The following is a 21499-nucleotide window of genomic DNA, read 5'->3' on the forward strand; positions in this document are numbered from 1 at the left end:
GCCTAATGCAGGTCGAACCCAGAACCTAGCCAGCGGCCAAATCAGCGAGCACCATACGGGACAAGGACTTGATCTGCGTCGTGGATAACGGAGACGCCAATAATAAGCCTAAGGAAATACGTCCCCCGTCCAGCGACAACATCTGCATATTGGCACCGGCACCTACTTTAACCACCAGATGCCCATCAACTGGAACCGACTTGGCCATGCGCATGGCCATCCGGGTCAACATCCCCTGATCGAGCACATCCAAAAGAACCTCATCGTTGTCAGCCAATACGATCATTGCTCGAATTGCGAATGACTCAGACCATTTCTGAGAGAGAGGTAATAATGCGGATGCATCAAGCGATTCTGCATTGTGAGCTGGAGCCCCACCCTTCTCTGGCGTGGATGGCTCAGAAACACTCACACTGACCGGCGAAGGTGCCTTTTCTTTGTTTGCCGTTTCCGAAGGTGCAGTCCCGGACTTCAACATACCACTGCCTTCTGCCAGTTTACGAGCCGTAGCCAATGCCTTGCTCACGACAGGATGTGGCGATTTTTCGGGCACGGCAGCAGGTTTCTCTTCCTTCTGAGTCTCAGCCAGCTCCACCTCTGAAGGTTTCTTTCCATCCCCCCCCGGTGAGTTCATAAAACCCTCGGCTAAACGGCGAACTTCATCCGCATCCACCCAAGACTGGACAGTATCGATTGTCTTTTTCGTTTTCATTGTTTCAGGGCTAGATTCCAAGCTTTTGTTCAATTTCCCTACGGAGGCCGTCGAATACAGCCAGCACTCCCGCTCCGTCCTGCATCACACCCACCGGCAATCCTTTGGCACTTGCCCGGATAAACAAATCGTCCCGCGGCACCACATCCTCCATCACCAAGGTGGAAGGCAGCAAGTTTCGTAATGCCTTCACCGAATCAACACTCTCAGGCAATTGCTCCTGAACCATCGTCATAATGACGCCAAGCACTTTCAAATCCGGGTTCACTTCACGCCGCTTGGTCAAGGCCTCAAGCATCTTGGGCACCGAGCGAACTCCGAGCGGTTCCGCCTGCTGGGGAATACACACGGCATCACTGGCAGACAGCACATCCGCGGTCACCCCAAATAACCCGGCAGCCGAGTCGATAATACACATGTCATAGCCTGCCTCCTCAACCAACTTCAGAAAGCGACGCACACCGGAGGACGAGCCCGACAAGACCTCTTCGGCCAAGTCATACTCACTACGCTGCCCGGCAGGGACCATACTCATCGTCCGCAACCGGGTCGGCACAACCATCTGGTCCAAACCAAGATCAGGATTGTCAATCGCATCGTAAAACCCCTTCAGCATTCTCGATTGCCTGGTTAACGACAGACCCACCGACCCCTGGGGGTCAGCATCGACAAGTAAGGTGCGCTTTCCACTACGAGCAAAAGCATAGGCTAAATTAATCGAAACAGTGGTTTTCCCCACTCCTCCTTTTTGGCTGGATACGACGATAGTAATCACGATAGTATAGGGCTCAACGAGAAACATGGTAGCCACAGCCACCAAGATCAACGATCTCGGAAAGAGTGGTACATCACCGTGCAAATGCCCGCAATAACTATTCGATTTTTTTGGTGCATCCTAATCCGATCACCCTATCATCACGACTAGCACGGATTTCAGTTCCTCAATCAGACCAACCTCGCCATGCGCATTTTCCGACCAGCCAGATTTGCAAGTATCACTGCAGCCATCCTCGCCACCTTGCTGATCAATGCCTGTCGAACTTCTCCAGACGACTCAGTCAACGGAAAAGAACAAGCGCAAGTCGTCCCCTATTTGCACCAAAACAATCTGGCTGACGCCCACAGTTCATTGCTCAGAAGCCAAGCAAACTCCCCGATCCACTGGCAAACATGGTCGAAGCAAGTTTTTAAAGATGCCGCCAAAGAGAAAAAAACGGTCTTTGCCTTTATCGCAAAAGGAACGGACACCTACTCGGTGGAAATGCTCAAGCAGCTTAATACCTCCGAACAAACCTGCCAAATCCTCAACACTCACCACATCAACATCTTGGTCGACGGCCATCAGGATCCCGATCTCGAATACTTTACCGCGTCGCTCTGTCTGAAATCAGGGACTCCGGTCTCCACTCCTCTACTGGTATGGTTTTCCTACGAAGGCATTCCTATCTCCTGGATCCCCATCAGCCATAACAGCAAAAACAATATAGCTGAATTTATCGCGCGCACCAGCCACACGGTTTCAAAGCTATGGCAAGACTCCCCTGAGTACGTCCTGCAAAACAGCCGGGAAGACTTCACTCGCCGCATGTCTTCTTCCCTTCCCGACCCGATCGAAGACAACGACAATCTCATTCCAGTCCGGGCCATCCGTCAGGCGGCATCGCTTTATGACCCTACCTCTTCGACCGTCGACGGCTTGATTGGCATGAGTGTGGCCCGCCATATCAACCTCCTCGTCAATGCTCTGCAGCACCCGGATGTCTCTGCCACCCAACGTGAGCACTACGCTCAAATTGCCTGTCAAACGGCAGATACGGTGATGCTCAACGGACTGCTCGACCCTCTCGACGGAGGGATTTACCTTGGCATCCAAAGCACGACCAGTGCTCTCCCGGTCTTCGCCAAGGATCTGCCTTCTCAAATCTACTCTATGGAGGCACTCTATAACCTTTATCGGGCAAGCGGAAAACCTCGTTATCTGGAAGCCGCTGAATCCATCCGGGCTTTCACCAACAAAACGCTCGCCCTACCAGATGGAACCTTCTCTCTGGGTATCATTCAGGCTGGGGTCCACCAACACGAAAACCCATGCATGTGGACACTCGAGGAAATCGAAGCCGCCCTTAGTCCGGAAGAACTTCCGATCTGCAAACAAGCATTTGACATCAAAGGACTCGGCAACATCCCACTGGTAGATGACCGCAACCGAACCCACTTCAGACAAAACACTCTGACATGGAAAACCAGCCCGGCAGAACTCAGTAAGCGCAACAACATCCCTGAGAAAGAACTCAAAGAACACCTCCAATCAATCACCAAAAAACTGGCAAAACTCCGGACGGAAAAAACCACCAACCTGATTCAAGAAAAACTCTCCACCGCCGGCACCATGGCTCAGCTTGCCAGCTGCCTGACGACAGCCTACCGGGCCACAGGAAATACAAGCACCCTCGAGGATGCACGCCAATACCTCACCCGTATCCAAAAACAATTCCGCAACGAAAAGGGGGCACTGTGCCATGCTCGATTCAACGGAAACCTCATTCCACGCACGGCGGTAGGAACCGACTACACACTCATCACCAAGGCCGCCCTCGACCTCTACGAAGTCACCCTCGACGCATCATTGCTAGCGTTGGCAAAACAAGTACACGAGGAAATGAACGAAGCTCTGGGGAACTCACTTAACCACCACCTCACGGAGAGCGATGGCAAGCAATACCCCTACCCGTTCACCCCCTATCAGTTCCTCAGCTTCAGAACACTCAATAACACCAACACATGGGCACTTGCTTATGCCAATACCACACGACTCGCCACGCACCTCCCCGACCCATCAATCGAAGCCCAAGCAACAGAACTCAAAAGCATCCTACTTGCCACCGCCCAGATGTCATCCATCGTCAGCATTGACTTCCTAACTGAAAATGCGAAATTGGAGCACCCCAGCGTCTTTCTGAGCCAACCGATCTCTCCCGAGCTCCTGAAAACTGCAAGCTCCAAACCGTGCCAAATCATCGCTCTCCCAAAAAAGCCAGACAGTTCAGGGCAATTCCCCGGACTCGAAAACCTAAACCAACCCATCCCACCGCAAGGGGCTCTTGTCATCCAGCGCGGCCAATCCCGGGGAATGACGACAGAAAACGAGGAACTCATTCAACTTCTACAGTAATTCATCTACCTACACACATGACTACACACAAGCTACGCTACACGATGTGGTGCGTATTCGGCATGCTGTCTTTACCGCTTGCCGCCGACACCATCAAACTCAAATCGGGAACCGAGTACAAAGGGAAAATCCTCTCTGAGGATGATACCAGCTACCTGATTGAAATAAAGCATTCCGCATCCATCAAAGATGAACGACGAATCCCCAAGGACCAAATCCTTGAAATCACGAAAGACAGCAAAGACAACAAGGATTTTCAATCCATCAAGTCCATGATCCCGGTCCCGGATCTCTTAGAGGGCCCAGCATACGCCAAGCGCATTGAGCGAGCCGAGACATTCTTAAAGAAACACCCAAAATCCAGCCACAAAAAAGAGGTTCAAACTATTTTGGAAACCCTCAAAAAAGAGCAGCAGCTTATCTCTTCCGGAGGGATCAAACTCAGTGGGCACCTGATTTCCGCTGAGGACATCAAAACCAACGCCTACGACATCCAAGCTCGTATCCTCTCCGAAAAAATTAAAAAACGGGCAAAATCCGGCCAGTACCCGCAGGCGCTCCGCCTATGGGAAAAACTACAAAACCAATACGCCCACTCAGCGGCCTACCAAGATGGTATCAGCTGGATCCCTCGCGTTCTCAGGGCTCATCAATCAGAGCTGCAACAACACCTCGACACCCTAGACGCCCGTCTTAAAAAACAACAAAAGGTGCTGGAAAGCCTGGCGGATAGCGACCGCGACCGGGCAGAGAAACTCATCACGGAGAAAAAAAACCGATATGAGGCCACCATCGACCGGGAGCAAAACGAACTCAAAAGCCAGTGGTTGACGATCAATCCATTTCATGAACAGGCGCTGCAATACAACCTGCGCAGCGTTGAAAGCGAACTACGCAGCTTGGAAAGCAAACCTGCGTCATCCATCCGCTTGGCTGGCCCCGACCTACGCAGTGCATGGACCGCACTCGCCGGAGGAAAACTCAGTGATGCCGAACGCCACCTTCAAGCCGCGCTAAGCCTGAAAATCGATAAGCAATACACGGACCCGATCAAAGCCGAGTTGGAACAAAAAAAAGCTGAACAAGCAGAAGCGAAAGCTGCCGAGGAACAAGCTCAACGCGAAGCAGAAGAGCTAGCAGCCAAGGAAAAAGCAGCCCAAGAAGCCGAAGAAAAGAACAAGGGAAAAAAAGGGAAGAAAAAGAAAACCAAAAAGACTCCTCCCAACGAAGAAGCATAAACACCGAGCCCTCCATTCCTCATCGAAAATCATTGCCCAATCGGTCCGCCTGTGCCTTAAACACTGGCGGACCGATTGCCTTTCACCTCAATACTTAATCGCCATGAACACCCGAACAGCAAGCCAGGACCGCAAAACTGCGGAAACATCCATCAGTATTTCCCTCAATCTGGATGGTTCAGGAACCTCAGACATATCAACGGGCGTCCCCTTTTTCGATCACATGCTGACTCTGCTTTGCAAACACAGCCTCATGGACCTCACCGTCAAAGCCGTCGGTGACATTGAAGTCGATGCACACCACACCGTTGAAGACACTGGTATTGTCCTTGGTGACTGCATTCGCAAAGCGCTCGGCGACAAGCGGGGGATACGTCGCTATGGAATGGCTTACCTTCCAATGGACGAAACCTTGAGCCGCTGTGTTATCGACCTAAGCAACCGCCCACACCTCGAATTTCGGGCACCCGTCTCCACCCCGGATGCTCCAAACTTCCCATTCACCCTAACCGAGGAGTTTTTCCGTGCGATCACCAACAACCTGCGCGCCAATATCCACGCTGAGCTCCTATACGGGCGTGACGGCCACCACATCTCCGAGTCTCTGTTCAAGGCTCTCGCCCGAGCCCTTCGCCAAGCGATAGAATTGGATCCGCGTGAAACCGGAATCCCCAGCACAAAAGAAGCGCTCTAATTTCAAGCGCAGCACCCGTTCACACTCTGAAATCCGAACACTCACAAACGTCCCCTATGAAAGTTGGCATCGTCGATTACGGCCGCGGTAACCTGCGCAGCGTGGAAAATGCATTTCTTGCCATTGGCGCTGACGCCGTGCTCATCACCCGCCCGGATGAACTGGATGACATCACCCACTTGGTGGTCCCCGGTCAGGGTGAATTTGGTGACTGTGCTGCCAACCTCAAAAAGCAGGGGATGTTCGCACCCATCCAACAATGGGCGGCCGACGACAAACCGTATCTCGGCATCTGTGTTGGATACCAGCTGATCTTTGAGCAAGGGGAAGAGTCTCCCGACGCCGAAGGGCTTGCCATCATGAAGGGATCCGTCAAACGCTTCCCTGACAAAGGCCTCAAAATACCACACATGGGGTGGAACTCGGTCATCCCCAATGACCCCGACCATCCGATTTGGGCCGATATGCCAGAAGAGCCCTTTTTCTATTTTGTCCACTCTTACTACCCCGAGCCGGACAACCCCGGCAACGTGGCCGCAGTCTGTGATTACGTGCTGCCATTTGCAGCAGCAGTCACCCGTGGCAATCTAGTAGCCACTCAATTCCACCCTGAGAAAAGCCAACACAACGGACTCCAGTTGCTGAAAAACTTCCTGGCGTTGTCAGTGGCATAAACAGCCCCCTGAACAGCCCCCTTGGCGAGCTCCCGCCATTCTTAGAATCCAGTTATAATTATGCTGGAGGGCTGAAGGAACTTGTGTAGCATACGTCTGATTATCATTTATCCCTTCCATGAAACCTATTGTATTCATTCCAACGATTGTTATTTCCTGCTGCCTCTGCACTGTCATCGGCTACAAGCTCGGCTCCCAAAGCAAGGAGGCGGACAAGTCTCAAAGCTCCATTGTAGATGATTCCAAAAATGCAACAACACCCCCATCTCAAGCCCCGAATAACCAAGGCCAGCCACAAACACCTCAGCAAAGCATCAGTCCGGACGACCTCGCTAAAGCAAAAAATGTGCCGGCCAAACTGGAGAACCCGCAAGGAGACTTCACACTGGTCGCCGTAGTCGAAGGTGCAGAAGCAAATCAAAAACTAAGCCAAAGCCTGAAAGTCGTCGGAGCCCAACGGCAGCGCCTAACACAACTCAGCAAGCAATACGAACAAACGCCAGCGGATTCAGCCCAACAAAAAGAACTTCTAGCCGGGCAAATCAACCAAATCCGAAAGACACTGGAAACCAACCTCAGGTTCATGTCTCAAAACTTTGCCTACAGCTTGAGCTACAACTATGTGCTTGTCCCTCATCTTGCGACCATGATGAGAGTTCGCCAGGGGGAAGACGGCAAGGCACAAGCCGACGTCGCCTACGAATTCAAAGATGCAGCTACTTACGAGTCCTGCCAAAAACTGCGCGAACAATACCTCAAGCTCAAACAGGAAAAACTCAAGCAAGAGCAAGCGACCAACGGGAATACCGAAGCCTCTGAATCCCCAGCAAGCCCCACGATCACACCCAGCCCTGAAATGGTAGAGCTAAAGGAAAAGCTGATGAAGGATTTCAACTGTGATCCGGATCAAAATTACCAGGTTCACTTTAAAAAGACGGCCATCTACGCAAGACCCGCCCGCTAAGCTCACAGCAACTACTTTTTCCAAGGAAACCACTCTCATCAAACCCGGGCACTCACCCGGGTTTTTCTTTTGGCGATAAGGAGGGAAATTTTGAGTCGCTTACCTTCGCTTCGCAGGTGCTCTTTTACAGGTCCTACTCAGCGGGCTCTAATACCATTTGAGTGGTTCGTTTGTCGGAATGGCGGTGTTCGTTTGGCCTTGAGTTCAAGGCGTAATAAAGAAATGTAGCGAGCTACATAACTGAGGAAAAGCACCGAAATCAAGCCAAAGAAATACCGCTTTTCATTCCCATCGGCTACGCTGACTAGCTTCCATCTCAAGCTCTTCACTATTTGTCCATTCCAATACAATAATCGGAAGAATGGCATAAGATCGAGGCCTTCCAAATCACAGCCTCCGCCGGAACAGCAGGCTGACAGCCCCCAATCCAAGCAGTGCGAGAGAACCAGGTTCGGGAACAACGCTCAGGCTACCGGTTAATTCGGAATACTGGTAAGTCACTCCGTTTTCATCCAGTTGCCACAGTCCACTATTATCGGCAAATGTCCCACCGGTTAGACTCTTTACTCCAAAATTGGATCCATAACTTTCATCGAGATTGGCAACATCCACAATCTGCCAGCTATCACCCAAGTTGGTTCCGGCTGCCGCCAAATCAAATGTCAGCACCCCATCAAGAAACAAGCTCTCCGTTCCACCCACAGCACCTAAGAGCTGGTTGTTCACACCGCTGTTCCCAATATCGAACCGAAGCTCTGCCAAATTACCCAATTCGAACCGGCCATCGTTGATCGTCGTATCGCCACTGTACGTATTCACTCCGTTCAAGCGCATGGTGCCGGCACCATCTTTCACCAACTGCTCCCCTCCAAAGTGAGCACCAATGGCGGAGTTCACCACGAGGTCCAAGGTGCCTAATCCATCTTCGACATCAAAAGTATGCAAGCCACCCCCACTAGTTGTCATAGTCAAGTTGCTGACATTGATCTGTGATCCGGATGCGGCAGCCGTAACCACCACCTTGTTTCCAGTATCGCGAAGCCTCCATTGGCCAGTGCCGTCAATCAGACCGGCCTCAGTGTCAAACCTCAGGGTTTTACCGGAAGCGAGGCTATTATCCCCACTGTTAAAGGTGATCGTGCCGCCATTGATCGTAACATCCGCCGCATGGTAACCGGCCCCCCGGTTTTGGCTGAACAGGAGCTGCGCCCCGCTATTCACCGTCACCGTGTTGGTGGCAGAGCCGGCTCCCAAGGCCGAGGCCGAGCCGCTCGTGCCTGCGGCCGCTTCGTAAACACCCTCATCCACCGTCAAAGCTCCTGCAAAGGTTGCCGCTTTCTCCACCCTCATCGTGCCCGCACCCGACTTGAAAATACCCCCGTCAGCGCCCCCTGCCGAACCTTTATTGGCAAGCGTCATGCTTACCGTCAGATCCGCGGCGCTGTCGCCGGTAGTGTCTGCAACGTCAAAGTTCTGCACCCCTTGCAAATGAATGCCGCCAGTGCCGTTCATCGTGGAAGCTCCGCTGCCGCCCACCGTCACTGTCGCCGCGCCGGCATCGGTATTGGCAAGCAAGGCATCGTAGCTGCCCACTCCGCGATCCGACGTCCAAGTCGCTCCGTCGTTGAGTGTCACATTACCAAAACGGCTGTCAAACGAGCTGTTCATCTGCAAAGTCCCTCCATTGACGGTAATCACCCGCCCGTCACCCATAGCTGAGCCATGACCTGCGGTAAAGACGTTGGTCGCACCCAACTCAAGCGTTGCTCCGGAATTCACCGTGAAGCTGGAACTGCTGCGCATTTCCGAACTGATCTTAAGCGTGCCGCCGTTAACCGTGGTGGTTCCCGCATAGGTTCCCGACCCGGTCATCTGCATGAGACCGTCGCCTTCTTTGATCATGTTTCTCGTTCCTCCGTCCTGCCTCAACGCGCCGCTGACCAGCAGATCCACCTCCGCAGCGCCGTCCGCCACTGTGAATGTGGTGTTGGTCTGTCTCAGCCGGCTGGCTGTGCTCACCGTCGATGTTTCATCAGATGCCAGAGTGGTCAAAGAGGTACTGCCGTTGAAATAATCAAAACTATCGCCGGCCGATGATATGGTCCCGCCTTTCATCGTCAGTGCCATATTAGAAAAGGTTTGGTTTCCGCCACCATCATCAATATGCAAGGTTCCACCATTGATCGTGATCGAATCAATCCGGTTGCCGGTACCGTATCCGGTTGCGTCACCTGTGCTCAACTGCAAGGTTGCTCCGTCATTGATCGTCACCGCTCCGCGAAGCGTTCCAACACTGCCACCTCCGCCTGTCAAATTAAGCGTACCCCCATCGATCACGGTGCCGCCAGTATAAGTAGCGCGTGTTCCTATCGACACGGTGCCCTCACCAATTTTGCGCAACCCGTCAGAACCTGTAATCGCAGAATTCACCGTTAAAGAACTTGCTGCATCAGCCCGCACAATGCCCGAACCCGTCAGGTTAAGCGCATCGCCGGCCAGAGTGATGTCACCATCCTTCGCCCACACCGCATCGGCCGTCTGAGCACCACTCAGGGTAATGGTGTGAGTTCCTGTTCCATCGGTTCCTGCTGAAAACACAGCCGCATTGCCGGATGCCCACGAACCCGTGGCCGCTTCCCCGGTTTCAGATGCCGACCAAAAGTTGTCCGTGCCCCAGGTGCCGCCAGTATCACCAGAACCAGTAGTCGTCCCATTGGTATCCCAATAACTAAGTGTGCCTGAGTAAGCGTCCACCACCTGAAGACCCGCAATCGCAGCCCGACCTGGACTCGAGTTCAACGCAGACAAACTCACAGTCACTTGATCTTCGATCTTCAAATAATGATCACTCTCGGTCAATGTGTCCGCATTGGTCCAGTTCACAGCCGACCAGGAATCATTGCTCCCTGACGCCAGAATGGTCCCCCCGGAACCATCTCCCTTATAATAGGTTCCATTCACCGAAACAACCGACATGTTCGCCGGATTTCCTTGGTCCGTCGCGTGAATCACATAGATATCGTTCAACAAATACGGCGAAGAAAAATCAACGTTCCAGCCGCCATCGCCATCATCCAAGTAGCCCGTGGTAAGATCTCCATTTTCGGAAGTGTCCGTCGCTCCAGTAGATCCCGATCTGTAAGTATTTCTGGCAGTCCAATTAACAGTGGCAAAAGTGGCCGCTCCGTTGCTATCAATTAAACCAGCCAAAGAACCACTGCCGTTGACCGCCGTATTATTCCACTTATCACCGTCAATTAAGACTGCCCCCGTCTTTTTAGAGGCTTCTTCAACAACGCTAGAATTGCGATCCGCCCCAAAATTTACACTGATGCTGTCCTGAGCGGAAACCCCTAGACTTGCCACCAGGGAAGCTCCGAAAATCAGCAAGGCAGAGCCATTTTTTTTCACGTATTGATGATTCATTTGAGGACGATATCTATTCACTTCATGGGTAAACTTCGACTTGGAATTGACGGTCAGCCCCCTGACCAGCATCCAATTACACCTCTGCTCAACAAACCAGATTCAGCCGGACCATCAATCAAAAAAAAGAAAAAAGAACCCGAAATCATTCGGTTCTATTGATTATTTGTAATTCAAAAACCACGCTCTACTTTACCCGACAAGGCAAGACCTGAGTTCTACCTTATCGTTTTCTGCGTAGGATCAGAGCAAAGGCACCCAGACCAAACAAGGTGAAGGTTGAGGGCTCGGGAATCACGGTCAAGGCAACCTGGCCACCGGTGGTGATATCCAGTTCGAAATCCAGACCCGCGGTCAAGGTCGGCAGCGTTCCCAGATCCAATCCGTTGTCGGTAAGCACCCCAGTGTATTCCATCAGCACCCAGCGATCACCGGATTGCGCATTGAGGAAATCATTTGTCACCAGTTCGGTCACATTGAGCGTGCCATCGAGTGTCAGATCGGTAATGCCGGCAACCAGGTCGTTGATATTGCTTCCGGTCGTCTGGTCACTGCCACTGAGTTCGAAATCGAGGAAAGAACCAGTTCCAAGCATCAGACTGGAATTCAGGGTCAGGGTGCCGGCACTGCTTCCAGGTGCCAACACGGACCCTTGCGCAAGCTCGATCGGCCCGAGCACTTGGCCTGCACCTCCCAGCTTCTGGCCGTCCTGAAGCTCAAAGCCACCGCTGACAGCGGAAACATCAAACTGCGCTCCGGCCGCGACGTTGATCGAGCTCGACTGATGGATCGAGCCGCTCACCCCGAGAGCTAGCATGCCCGCGTTGATGTTGGTCGTGCCGCTATACCCGTTCGTTGCCTCAAGCAGCATTGTTCCAGCACCGGATTTAACCAGGGCACCGCTACCGTTAACTACTGCGGAAACCGTCAAATCAACCCCTGCGTCACTCGTCACATCCTCCACCGTAACATTGGCGTTATAAACTAAATTCATACGGGCGGAAGCAATGCTACTCGCCGTGCTGCCGGTCACTTGAATGTCATTGTTGTTGCCTGCCCTCAGCTCATTCGTTCCCGTGACCTGGCCGCCGTTCATCGTCAACTTGCCAATATAGTTCTCACTGGCAAACTCGAGCACGCCGCCATTCAAGACAATCGAATCGCTGTTACCCGGGTAACCGCCAAAACCATGCGCAGCGGTAATACGCATCGTCGAGCCGTTTTCTACAGTCACCACGCCGGCGCCCGTCATCCGGTTGCCACCAAACGCACCACTCGCGAATTGAAGAACACTTCCACCTTGCACCGTCACTTGATTAGGCATCGAGGTGCCGCCTGCAGTAGTACGCAGCGTACCGCCTCCGTCCACAACCAAGGTGCCGTTGCCGGTAATAGCGCGTCCCATATCAGTTTGATCAGAGCGATTAAAGGTCAGGCTTCCCTCAAGTGCAATCGCACCACTACCACCCAGCGTCCCCGTCGTGCCGCCGTCGCCGACGACGACCGAGCCCTCCTGGATATCCACCGATCCCGTGAAGCTGTTGTCATTGAGCAAAGTCAGCGTGCCCGTGCCCGACTTGGTCAGCGAGCCAGCCCCCTCGATGCCGCTGCCAGCAAAGGTGTGATTGTTAGCCGAGGCCACTTCAACCGAGGCAGGGGTGATCGTGCCAGTCAATGACACCGTGCCCGAGGGGCTGTCGTTGTTGAATTTCACTACGTCGTATTCGTAGAAATTCGATGCCAGTCCGTCGGATTCAGTTTTCCAGCTGGTGGTGTTGTTTTCATCCCAGGTCTGGCCACCTGCACCGGTCCAAATCACGGCGTCAACCGAGTTAACCGTCAGCTTCACCTGGGTGTTGACCGCATCATCGCTCACCGTGAATCCATAATGCGGATTCGGGAGTTGCGCCGAAATACCAGCGACCCCGGCACCTTGAATGCTACCTTCATAATCAAACAAGACGAACTCATCGTTGATAGAAAGCTGACCAGCCGGAGCAATCGTCGCTGTATGCGTGCCGCCAGCAGCCACCGTAAACCCGTCCGTTCCTGTGATATCGATCCGGTCCACACTGCTGCCGCCTACACGGAAAGTGGACAACGAGCCGTCCGTCAAAGTCAGCGTGTCCATGGTGCCGACTCCGCCTGCGGCCACCGTGCCGCCCTGCAGCACCGCCCCGCTGTTAACCGTCACCTTCGAGGCATTGCCTGCCACATGCAGCTTGCCAGCATTGACATCCGTCGTTCCGGTGTAGGTATTCGTGCCACCCAGCACCAGAGAACCGGCCCCGGTTTTGATCAAACCGCCCGAACCGCTCAACACACCCGTGAGAGCGACATCGTTGCCTCCAGTGTCAAACGTCACATCCCCATTGGTTCCCGTCAGCTCCATGTTGAGATTGGACGACCAACCCGCCGACCAGTCATGTGTCGCATCCGAAGAGGTTGTTCCTACCGTTCCACCACCCAGCTGGATTAAATAAGTTCCACCGGTGTTACCTGAACGAATGCCCCACTTGCCGATATTGAGGTTGCCACCCGTGAGAGTAAACGTGTCGGTTCCGCTGGTGTTGCCACGACCATCCATCACCAGTGATGTCGTATTAAGCGTGCCACCGGATAGGTGGTATTCGCCCGTGCCATCAATACCAAGAAAGAGGTTCGCCTGGCCTTCATTGGTAGGGCTGGTCACCGTGTCCGCTTGCGTCACCGTGCCGCCGCTCTGATTATAAACGGAAGTTTCACTTCCATAGTGACCGATCCGAATGTCATTGGTCACCGTCAGGTCCCCCGCCGAGTGATGCACCGTGTGGCCTTGCCCGCTCGCATTACCTAACTCAATATCCTCCAACACACCCGAGCCACCGGCACCATTGCCCAAGTTGATATATGTCGTTCCGCGGCGACCGTTGATACCACCAGCAGCATTTAAAACTGAACCGTTGTAGCGCACCGTACTGCCATTTTGAACGTAGAGATCGTTTCCAAAATCCGCATCACCATTGAACGTGGCCGTGCCCCCTGAAATCGTAAAACGACCGTCCACATCCACATCACCATTCACAATCAATGCACCACCATCACTTTTTGCTAAGCTGCCAGCTCCCGTGATATCACCTTGCACAGTCATGTCAAAACCCGTCCAAACATGAAACCCGCTTTCTCCGCCGGAAATGGTAACACCCCGGTTGGCATCCAAGGTTATATTCGATCCGGACGAAGTCCCGCCCATCAGCTTGCCACCGCCGCTGAGCACGATGTCATCCGCCTGGGCAGTGCCGGGCGTTGCGCCCAGGCTCGTCTGATCCGCAATGCGCAATATGCCTCCACTCACAAGAGTTTTACCGCTCAAGCCCGTGTTGCCCGTGCTTTCAATAATTAAAGTACCGGCTCCGGTTTTCTCAAAGTCATAAGCACCGGTGATCGCACCCGTCACCTTGGCGGTTGATCCACTCCAGGTCGTCATCCGGCTGTCACTCTGTAAGGTCACCGTACCGCTGACCGTTGTGCCATTTTCCAAACGCACCGCACCAAGCTGCCCGGACCCTTCCGTCGTGCCGTTGCCATTGAGGAAAAGATTGTTAGCCACTGTTCCTCCCGTGATCCACAGTTGGCCACCGTCCTTGACGGTGACCGCGCCGGTGCCGAGCCGGTTACCACCGGACATGTTTACATTGACACGTGCACCATCAACACTAACAGCCCCCGAAAACCCACTATTGTCCCCAGTCAGGTTGATCTGGGAATTAGACGTTCCATCGCCAAGCAACTTAAAATCACCTGTGCCGCTAACATTGCTCCCAAAGCCGATCGTATTCGTCCGGTGGACCTCCAACACAGAGTTGTTAGTTATATTACCTGCCAGATTTCCTGTTTTACCGCCGCCTCCGATATTCAGAGTGCCTGAAGAAATCGTCGTCGTACCGGCATATCCAGAACTGTCACCTGTCAGGCTCAGCTTGCCGGTACCGGATTTCACCAAGGTACCTGTTCCGGAAAATCGGCCGCCAAAGGTAGTGTCAGCATCTGAGCCACCAAGCGTCAGTTGGTTTACACCGAGCGCGAGTTCGCCGGCTCCCGCCAATCCTCCGAAACTCTGGTCGCTGCCGAGGGTGGTGACGCCGTAAACCGAGGCCGTGCCAGTGATGCTGTTGCTCGAGTTGTTCAAAGTCACGTTGCCGTGCGTCTGCAGATCCGTCGAGCTCAACTGCGAGTCCACCGTCAGCGACTGGTCGCCGCGCAAAATAGCATTGCCCGTCAGATTTAAAACCGAACCAGTCAGAGTAATGTTGCCGTCTTTCGCCCACACCGCGTCGGCCGTCTGATCCGCGCTCAGGGTGATCGTGTGCATGCCCGTGCCGTCATCACCGGCTGAAAAAACCGCCGCATTGCCGGATGTCCACGAACCCGTGGCCGTTTCCCCGGTTTCCGATGCCGTCCAAAAATTGTCCGTGCCCCAAGTGCCGCCCGCATCGCCTGAGCCCGCGGTCGCCCCATTGGTATCCCAGTAGCTCAGCGTGCCGGAATAAGCATTGACCACCTGCACACCGGAAATCGCCGCACGCGCCCCATTACGGTCCGCCGCCAACACCACCGGCCCCTGCCCCTCGATTTTCAAATAATTGTCACTCTCGACCAAAGTATCCGCATTCGTCCAGTTGATCGCCGACCATGTGTCCGAGGCTCCGCTAGCCAGCACCGTGCCGCCGATTCCATCCCCCTCGTAATACGTGCCGTTCACCGACACCGCCGCCAAATTGACACTCTGGGACGTCGAGCCACCTTGATCTGTGCCGTGAATAATATAAATGTCATTCAGCAAAAACGGGCTGTTCAGGGTCACTGCCCAGCCAGCACCACCGTCATCCAGATAACCTTTGGTCAAGTCCCCGTTCTCAGAAGTCGCCGTCTCACCCGATGAACCCGACAAATACGTATTATTCGACGACCAAATGACGCTGGCCGTAGTCGCATTGCCATTGGCGTCCACCAAACCTGTTAAGGTTCCGGAGCCACCCGATGCGTTATTCCAGTTGCTGCCCAGCACATCCACTGCACCCGCATACAACGAACTGTTATTCACAGCCCGCCGGTCCGAACCAAAATTAACACTGATGCTGTCCTGCGCCGCTACGCCAAGGCTCGTCACGAGAGAAATACTTGAAATGAGTAATGCGGTAACTGCTGGCCATTTGGCCGACTGATTTTTTTTCAATAGTTGATGATTCATGTGAGGACTCAGGTTATTCATTTCATGGGCGCTGTATCAGCATGTCAAATCCGACTAGCCCCTAGTCAAACATCTGATACCGACTGAAGCTAAACACGTCGAAGATGCGTCGCCAATTCAAAAGTGCACAAAACTACACCCAATTATTAAAGATCAGTTGATTATTTGTAATTCTTCCCCGAGACGGACAAGGGGAAGAATGACTCAGCGAAGCTAAAGAACAATTAGCGTTTTCTACGCAAAATCAGAGCGAAGGCACCCAGACCAAACAAGGTAAAGGTTGAGGGCTCGGGAATCACCGTCAAGGCAACCTGACCACCAGTAGTGATATCCAGTTCGAAATCCAGACCCGCAGTCAAGGTCGGCAGCGTTCCCAGATCCAGTCCGTTGTCGGTAAGCCCCCCACTGTATTCCATCAGCACCCAGCGGTCACCGGATTGCGCATTGAGAAAATCATTTGTCACCAGTTCGGTCACGTTCAAGGTACCGTCGAGTGTCAGATCGGTAATGCCGACAACCAGATCGTTGATATTGCTTCCGGTCGTCTGGTCACTACCACTGAGTTCGAAATCGAGGAAGGAGCCAGTTCCAAGCATCAGACTGGAATTCATAGTTAAGGTTCCGGCACTGCTTCCCGGTGCCAGCACGGACCCTTGAGCTAGCTCGATCGGTCCGAGCACTTGCCCCGCACCGCCCAGCGTCTGGCCATCCTGAAGTTCGAAGGTGGTCGATAAGCCGGAAACATCAAATTGCGCACCGGAGGCCACTTCGATTTCAACCGAATGGGCAATCGAGCCACTGACACCCAAACTCAACATCCCTTCTGCCACTGTCGTTTTACCTGTGTAGCTATTAATAGAATTGAGCTCCATGGTTCCAGCTCCTGTTTTATTAATACCTCCGGCTGCACCTCCGGAGATTCCAGGATTAGCCAGAACCATTGATACGTTCAAGTCAGCTCCAGCATCACCCGTTGTGTCAGCAACGGAAAAGTTCTGCACCCCTTGTAGGTGAATCCCCCCTGAACCATTCATGGTCGAAGCTCCGGAACCAGAAACGGTCACCGTCGCTGCACCAGCAGATGTGTTGGCCAGCAAAACATCATACCCGCTCACAGCGCGATTCGATGTCCAAGTTGCCCCATCGTTTAGGGTAACATTACCAATCCGGGAATTCATCGAGCTATTCATGAGCCAAGTCCCATTATTCACAGTAATCACCCGAGAATCAGCAACGGCTACCCCATGCCCACCTACGAACATGTTAGTCGCTCCGGTTTCCAAAGTTACTCCGGCATTGACCGTAATACCCGACGTGTTACGCAGGGTCGCACTCACTTTAAGCATGCCGCCGTTAACGGTTGTGTGACCTTCATAGGAGCTATTCGAGGTAAGCGATAAAGTTCCAGCCCCAGCTTTTGCAAACCCACCGGTTCCTGAAAGACCTCCCGAAAGAATCACGTCACCACCATCACCATTCCCATCCGCACCGGATGTAGTGGTGTCCCCTACCATCCCAGAGGTATCAATCGTTGACGTTCCCGTGAGGTTGATCGTTTGGGTAAAAGTTACATCATTATTGGTAACCAACCGAGTTCCCAACACGCCATCACCGAAAGCTTCGTAATCTGCATTATTGGTAGTGGCGGATCCTTGCTTGATGCCGATTCCCTTCGTCCACGAAACTGGACCAACACCACCACCACCCTGAGCAACGCGGGCATCGATAGTATACCAACCGTCCGTTGCTGCAGTGAAGGTTCCTGTAGCGACGGCGTTCCAAGTATTGTTATTAATAACTTCTGTGCCATCAATCGTGACGGAACCACCATCATCAAAGTTCTTTGAAAATGACCAATCACCTGCAGTAAGATAGATCTGACCATGATAGGCATGCGTCGTGCTACCGGGAACAACGTCCCCCGAAGTATTATGCATCGTGGAATAATCATTCGTCGTAACATCTGTTGTCAAACTGCCACCAGTTAAAGTTTCACCACTGAGTGCGGTAAAATAGGAGCCCGAGTTATCAAATGCGAGCGTTCCTCCTTGCAAGCTTACCGCTGCGGTTCCCGTTGCATCAGTGTGTCCCAAAGTCAATGTTCCACCCGATGCAACTTCTACAGCTCCGGTAAAGTCAGCACTGGATCGGCGCAGTGTGACATCCGAGCCGTTATCAGCACGTAAGGTTCCAGAACCATCAAGTAGCCTTGTTGGCATGGATGTCCCTGCCGAGCTTACCCTACCGTAGTTATTAACGCCTGATAGGCTTAATGTTCCCTCATTAATCGTCAGTGTCCCTGTATGAGTATTGTTTCCAGCCAAGGTAAGAGTTCCTGTACCGGTTTTAGTCAATTTACCCGTTCCAGTTAATAGTCCCGAAAATGTTGTCGAGGTATTTAACGCTCCTACTGTCAATGTTTGACTACCAAGGTTCACGTTCCCACCATTGGCTCCGCCTCCAGATAAAGAACCCACCGAGAAATTATTTGATAAATTCAAAGCAACACCTGAAGTATCCGCCAAATTTAATGAAGCGGCAGAGGCATTGGATGTCCGAAAAACTCGCATCGATCCTGAGTCTACCTGAATGTTACCTGCGGTCACCGTAGTATTCGCTATAGTGAACTCATTACTCCCAGTTTTGGTCAAGGTGTGCCCATCCAAGTCCAAAGTTGTGGCTCCATATCCGTTCGTCAGCAATGCCCAGTTGCCGGTGCCACCGATGCTGGCGTCAGCAGCCAAGGTGATGTTCGATGTTTGCGCCAAGCCGTTGCCGATGTTTCCACCGGTATTAGTAATCGCTCCCGTTCCTCCCACTCCTGTTCCCGCAATCGTATATCCATAGGTTGCGTCTCCGACGCCATTCAAATCAACCGCACCTCCCGCATTGATCGTGACTTGGTCAACCGGACGACCTGCACGGTAAGAACCAAATGCCCTTCCTGAAGCGAATTTAACCGTCCCCTGATTGATGACTGTATCCCCGGTAAAAGTATTCTGAGAATTAATCGTCAGCATTCCGCTGCCGTCTTTCACTAGTCCGGTCTCACCCGTGATCACCCCGCCATTACTGGTCAAGGTGTAATCATTCGCCGAGTTATTGAAAGTCACCGCAGCCGGTGCCACGTCTCCGGTGATCTGCACGTTAAAATTACCGGACGCCGTATCGTCAAACGTCACGTAGTCACCATCAAAAAACTGGTTATCCGAGCTGCTCCAGTTGGTGTCTCCCGCAGGAGACCAGTTCGCGGAAGAGCCTCCGACCCACTTGTGATCTTCGATCCCAAGATCTAAAATCAACGTTTGGGCTGAGTCAGTGACATCAAAGGTTCGGTAATTTGCCTGATTCGCAATGGTAAAACTATCTGTCAATGTCCCTCCGTTGCTATCATTCAGTGTGCCACCATAACTCAACACATTCGTGGTTGAGCCAGCACTTGGAGCTTCTGACAGCACCAAAGTGGTCACACCATTCAACGTGACGTCTCCGGCAACGTCCAATTGACTGGATGCTGTGGGGTCCACCAGTAGTTGGGATCCGGTGGTCACACCTAAAGTCAAGCTTCCGCCAATGCTGCCATCACCGCCAATTCCAGCACCGTCAGCGACACTGACCGCCGTGTTCCCCAAGGAACCAGAAACAACCAAGGTCCCGGCACTCACCGCCGTTGCTCCAGTATAGGTATTGGCACCTGAAAACTCATATGTTCCCGTATTGGATTTCGTCACACCTCCGGTTCCTGTCAAATTGGCGCTTACCGTTTTTGCTCCTGTCGTATCCAAGGTCAGGGTTCCCGTAAGGTCGAGGTTAGAGCTTCCGATAATATTCTCTTTTTGAGTTACAGTATGACCATCACTGTTAAAACTGGAATTGGCGGTGATATTCCAGTCTTTGGTTGAGCCAAAATCTCCGGATGCTTGAAGAGTGCCACCGCCCATGTTGAACTCCGAAGAACTTTGACCGTAAATCCCCCTACCTTTCAAAATCAAGGTGCCGCCATTCAAGTTATACTGATCGGTTCCCGTTGTGTTTCCACTGGTATCGAGTCCGACACCCGAAGCTGAGACGGTTCCTCCTGTCTGGTTAAAAATTCCGGTACCATCCTTACCTAGCATCACCACTCCTGCAGTAATTGTGTTCGTAGCGTGAGGCGTTCCGGTTAAGGTCAGCGTCCCACCTTCCATATTATAAGTGGATGTCTCACCTGGCCAATGAGCCACACGCAGTTCATTGGTCACCGTGACATCACTTCCGTCCTGCTGGGTTACCGTAGCATCTTTGTAATAGGATTCACCCAACCAAAGATTTGCCACATTCAAAACAGCGCCATCCGCAAAGGTCACTTTCGCTCCATCGGTAACATCGCCGACCTGGACAGTACCTGTCGTTGTTAAACTACCATCATAGGTTGTACCAGTTGCTGACTCAAACCGCACCGTTCCACTTCCCGTAATCGTATTGGAATACGTTCCCGCAGTTCCATCATTAAAAAACTCAAGCGCGGTTCCGTTATTAATCGTTGCCGTCCCCATCGAACCCGCACCGGTGACCCGCAAGTTACCGCCCTGCAAGTTGATGTCTCCTGAAATATCATTGCTCGAATTGGTCAAGACCAATAAACCTCCGTCGGTCCGGTTCAAATCCCCAATCCCGGACAACTTGCCGTTCAAGGTCAGAGTTGTGCTGCCGTAGGTCCGAATCGTTCCTCCTGTGCTATCTACGATCACATCCCGGTCAAGTGACTTACTGGATGTAGTAGCCAACAAACCTCCATCGTTTTTCAAGGTGATGGTATTGGCAGCATTGCCAAAAGAAGAATCATCGATCCATGAGACGATGCCGCTAGTAATCTGCAGGCCCCCGCTGAAGGTATTCCCGTTTCCATTCCCATTGCCTAAAATAAACTCTGCCCCACTTCCACCACCACCAGCAGTCAAGTTACCGTGCGCATTTATAATCAAACCGCCTGTTCCTGAGAGCACCGTATTCATCGACACATCCGTCGATCCTCCCGTCCCGAGAGCTGACGAATCAATGGTCGCACCACCCACATTCAAACTATCTGTCACACCACCGGTGAAGGAATACCCGGCACTAATTGTAATCTGGTTCACTTGATGGACTCCCGACACTGTTACTGTGCCTGCGGCACCCCCGAAGACAGCATCCTCGCCATCCGTCCAGACCACTGAGTTTCCTCCGGCTGCGGCATCATCCCAGTTCAAAGTCACATTGTCCCAAGTTCCATCACCTCCATCTGCATCAGCAGAGGTATCCGTGCCATCCCAATACAAGGGAGCAGCATAAGCCACCGCAGATCCTAACAAAGAAAAAACAGACCAACGAATTACCGATTTTCGTGTATTCATGTGTTTCATGGGTAAAG

General features: G+C 52.7%; 10 protein-coding genes. 5 read left to right on the plus strand and 5 right to left on the minus strand.

Annotated elements, in window-relative coordinates; all coding sequences use genetic code 11:
- Positions 1-25: 25 nt before the first annotated feature.
- Together HW115_RS12865 and HW115_RS12870 are read right to left on the minus strand one after the other, a co-directional pair.
- A complete protein-coding gene (locus HW115_RS12865; protein WP_178933275.1) occupies positions 26-712 on the minus strand; it encodes a hypothetical protein in 687 nt (228 codons plus the stop codon).
- 10 nt (positions 713-722) lie between these two features.
- Positions 723-1487, minus strand: a complete 765-nt coding sequence (locus HW115_RS12870; protein WP_178933276.1) for a ParA family protein — start codon at positions 1485-1487, stop codon at positions 723-725.
- A 186-nt stretch (positions 1488-1673) separates the two neighbouring features.
- Between HW115_RS12870 and HW115_RS12875 the strand changes: the two genes are divergently transcribed.
- The 5 genes from HW115_RS12875 to HW115_RS12895 all read left to right on the plus strand — a co-directional run bounded on the left by HW115_RS12875 (position 1674) and on the right by HW115_RS12895 (position 7454).
- Positions 1674-3884 carry a DUF255 domain-containing protein gene (locus tag HW115_RS12875; protein ID WP_178933277.1) on the plus strand — a complete coding sequence of 737 codons (2211 nt, stop codon included), beginning with the start codon at positions 1674-1676 and terminating at the stop codon, positions 3882-3884.
- Between the two features lie 17 nt (positions 3885-3901).
- Positions 3902-5122 carry a PTPDL family protein gene (locus HW115_RS12880; RefSeq protein WP_178933278.1) on the plus strand — a complete coding sequence of 407 codons (1221 nt, stop codon included), beginning with the start codon at positions 3902-3904 and terminating at the stop codon, positions 5120-5122.
- 103 nt (positions 5123-5225) lie between these two features.
- On the plus strand, positions 5226-5816 hold the full coding sequence (gene hisB, locus HW115_RS12885; protein WP_178933279.1) for an imidazoleglycerol-phosphate dehydratase HisB: 591 nt from the start codon (positions 5226-5228) through the stop codon (positions 5814-5816).
- Between the two features lie 56 nt (positions 5817-5872).
- Positions 5873-6490 (plus strand): imidazole glycerol phosphate synthase subunit HisH, encoded by a 618-nt coding sequence (gene hisH, locus HW115_RS12890; RefSeq protein ID WP_178933280.1) that lies wholly within the window; start codon positions 5873-5875, stop codon positions 6488-6490.
- Between the two features lie 118 nt (positions 6491-6608).
- Complete coding sequence (locus HW115_RS12895) at positions 6609-7454, plus strand: hypothetical protein (RefSeq protein WP_178933281.1); 846 nt, start codon at positions 6609-6611, stop codon at positions 7452-7454.
- Between the two features lie 387 nt (positions 7455-7841).
- Here the strand turns inward: HW115_RS12895 and HW115_RS12900 are convergent, their stop codons facing one another.
- From HW115_RS12900 to HW115_RS12910, 3 genes are all read right to left on the minus strand, one after another.
- On the minus strand, positions 7842-10880 hold the full coding sequence (locus HW115_RS12900; protein WP_178933282.1) for an autotransporter-associated beta strand repeat-containing protein: 3039 nt from the start codon (positions 10878-10880) through the stop codon (positions 7842-7844).
- Positions 10881-11103: 223 nt separating this feature from the next.
- Entirely contained in the window at positions 11104-16110 is a 5007-nt protein-coding gene (locus HW115_RS12905; protein WP_178933283.1) for an autotransporter-associated beta strand repeat-containing protein, read from the minus strand.
- 224 nt (positions 16111-16334) lie between these two features.
- Positions 16335-21482, minus strand: a complete 5148-nt coding sequence (locus tag HW115_RS12910; RefSeq protein ID WP_178933284.1) for a beta strand repeat-containing protein — start codon at positions 21480-21482, stop codon at positions 16335-16337.
- Positions 21483-21499: the final 17 nt, after the last annotated feature.

Source organism: Oceaniferula marina (assembly GCF_013391475.1).
GTDB classification, from domain to species: Bacteria; Verrucomicrobiota; Verrucomicrobiia; order Verrucomicrobiales; family Akkermansiaceae; genus Oceaniferula; species Oceaniferula marina.

Bases quoted from the DNA above. Each gene is read 5' to 3' on its own strand.
- HW115_RS12865 (WP_178933275.1), bottom strand. From the start codon at position 712: ATGAAAACGAAAAAGACAATCGATACTGTCCAGTCTTGGGTGGATGCG.
- HW115_RS12875 (WP_178933277.1), top strand. From the start codon at position 1,674: ATGCGCATTTTCCGACCAGCCAGATTTGCAAGTATCACTGCAGCCATC.
- HW115_RS12880 (WP_178933278.1), top strand. From the start codon at position 3,902: ATGACTACACACAAGCTACGCTACACGATGTGGTGCGTATTCGGCATG.
- hisB (WP_178933279.1), top strand. From the start codon at position 5,226: ATGAACACCCGAACAGCAAGCCAGGACCGCAAAACTGCGGAAACATCC.
- hisH (WP_178933280.1), top strand. From the start codon at position 5,873: ATGAAAGTTGGCATCGTCGATTACGGCCGCGGTAACCTGCGCAGCGTG.
- HW115_RS12895 (WP_178933281.1), top strand. From the start codon at position 6,609: ATGAAACCTATTGTATTCATTCCAACGATTGTTATTTCCTGCTGCCTC.
- HW115_RS12900 (WP_178933282.1), bottom strand. From the start codon at position 10,880: ATGAATCATCAATACGTGAAAAAAAATGGCTCTGCCTTGCTGATTTTC.
- HW115_RS12905 (WP_178933283.1), bottom strand. From the start codon at position 16,110: ATGAATCATCAACTATTGAAAAAAAATCAGTCGGCCAAATGGCCAGCA.
- HW115_RS12910 (WP_178933284.1), bottom strand. From the start codon at position 21,482: ATGAATACACGAAAATCGGTAATTCGTTGGTCTGTTTTTTCTTTGTTA.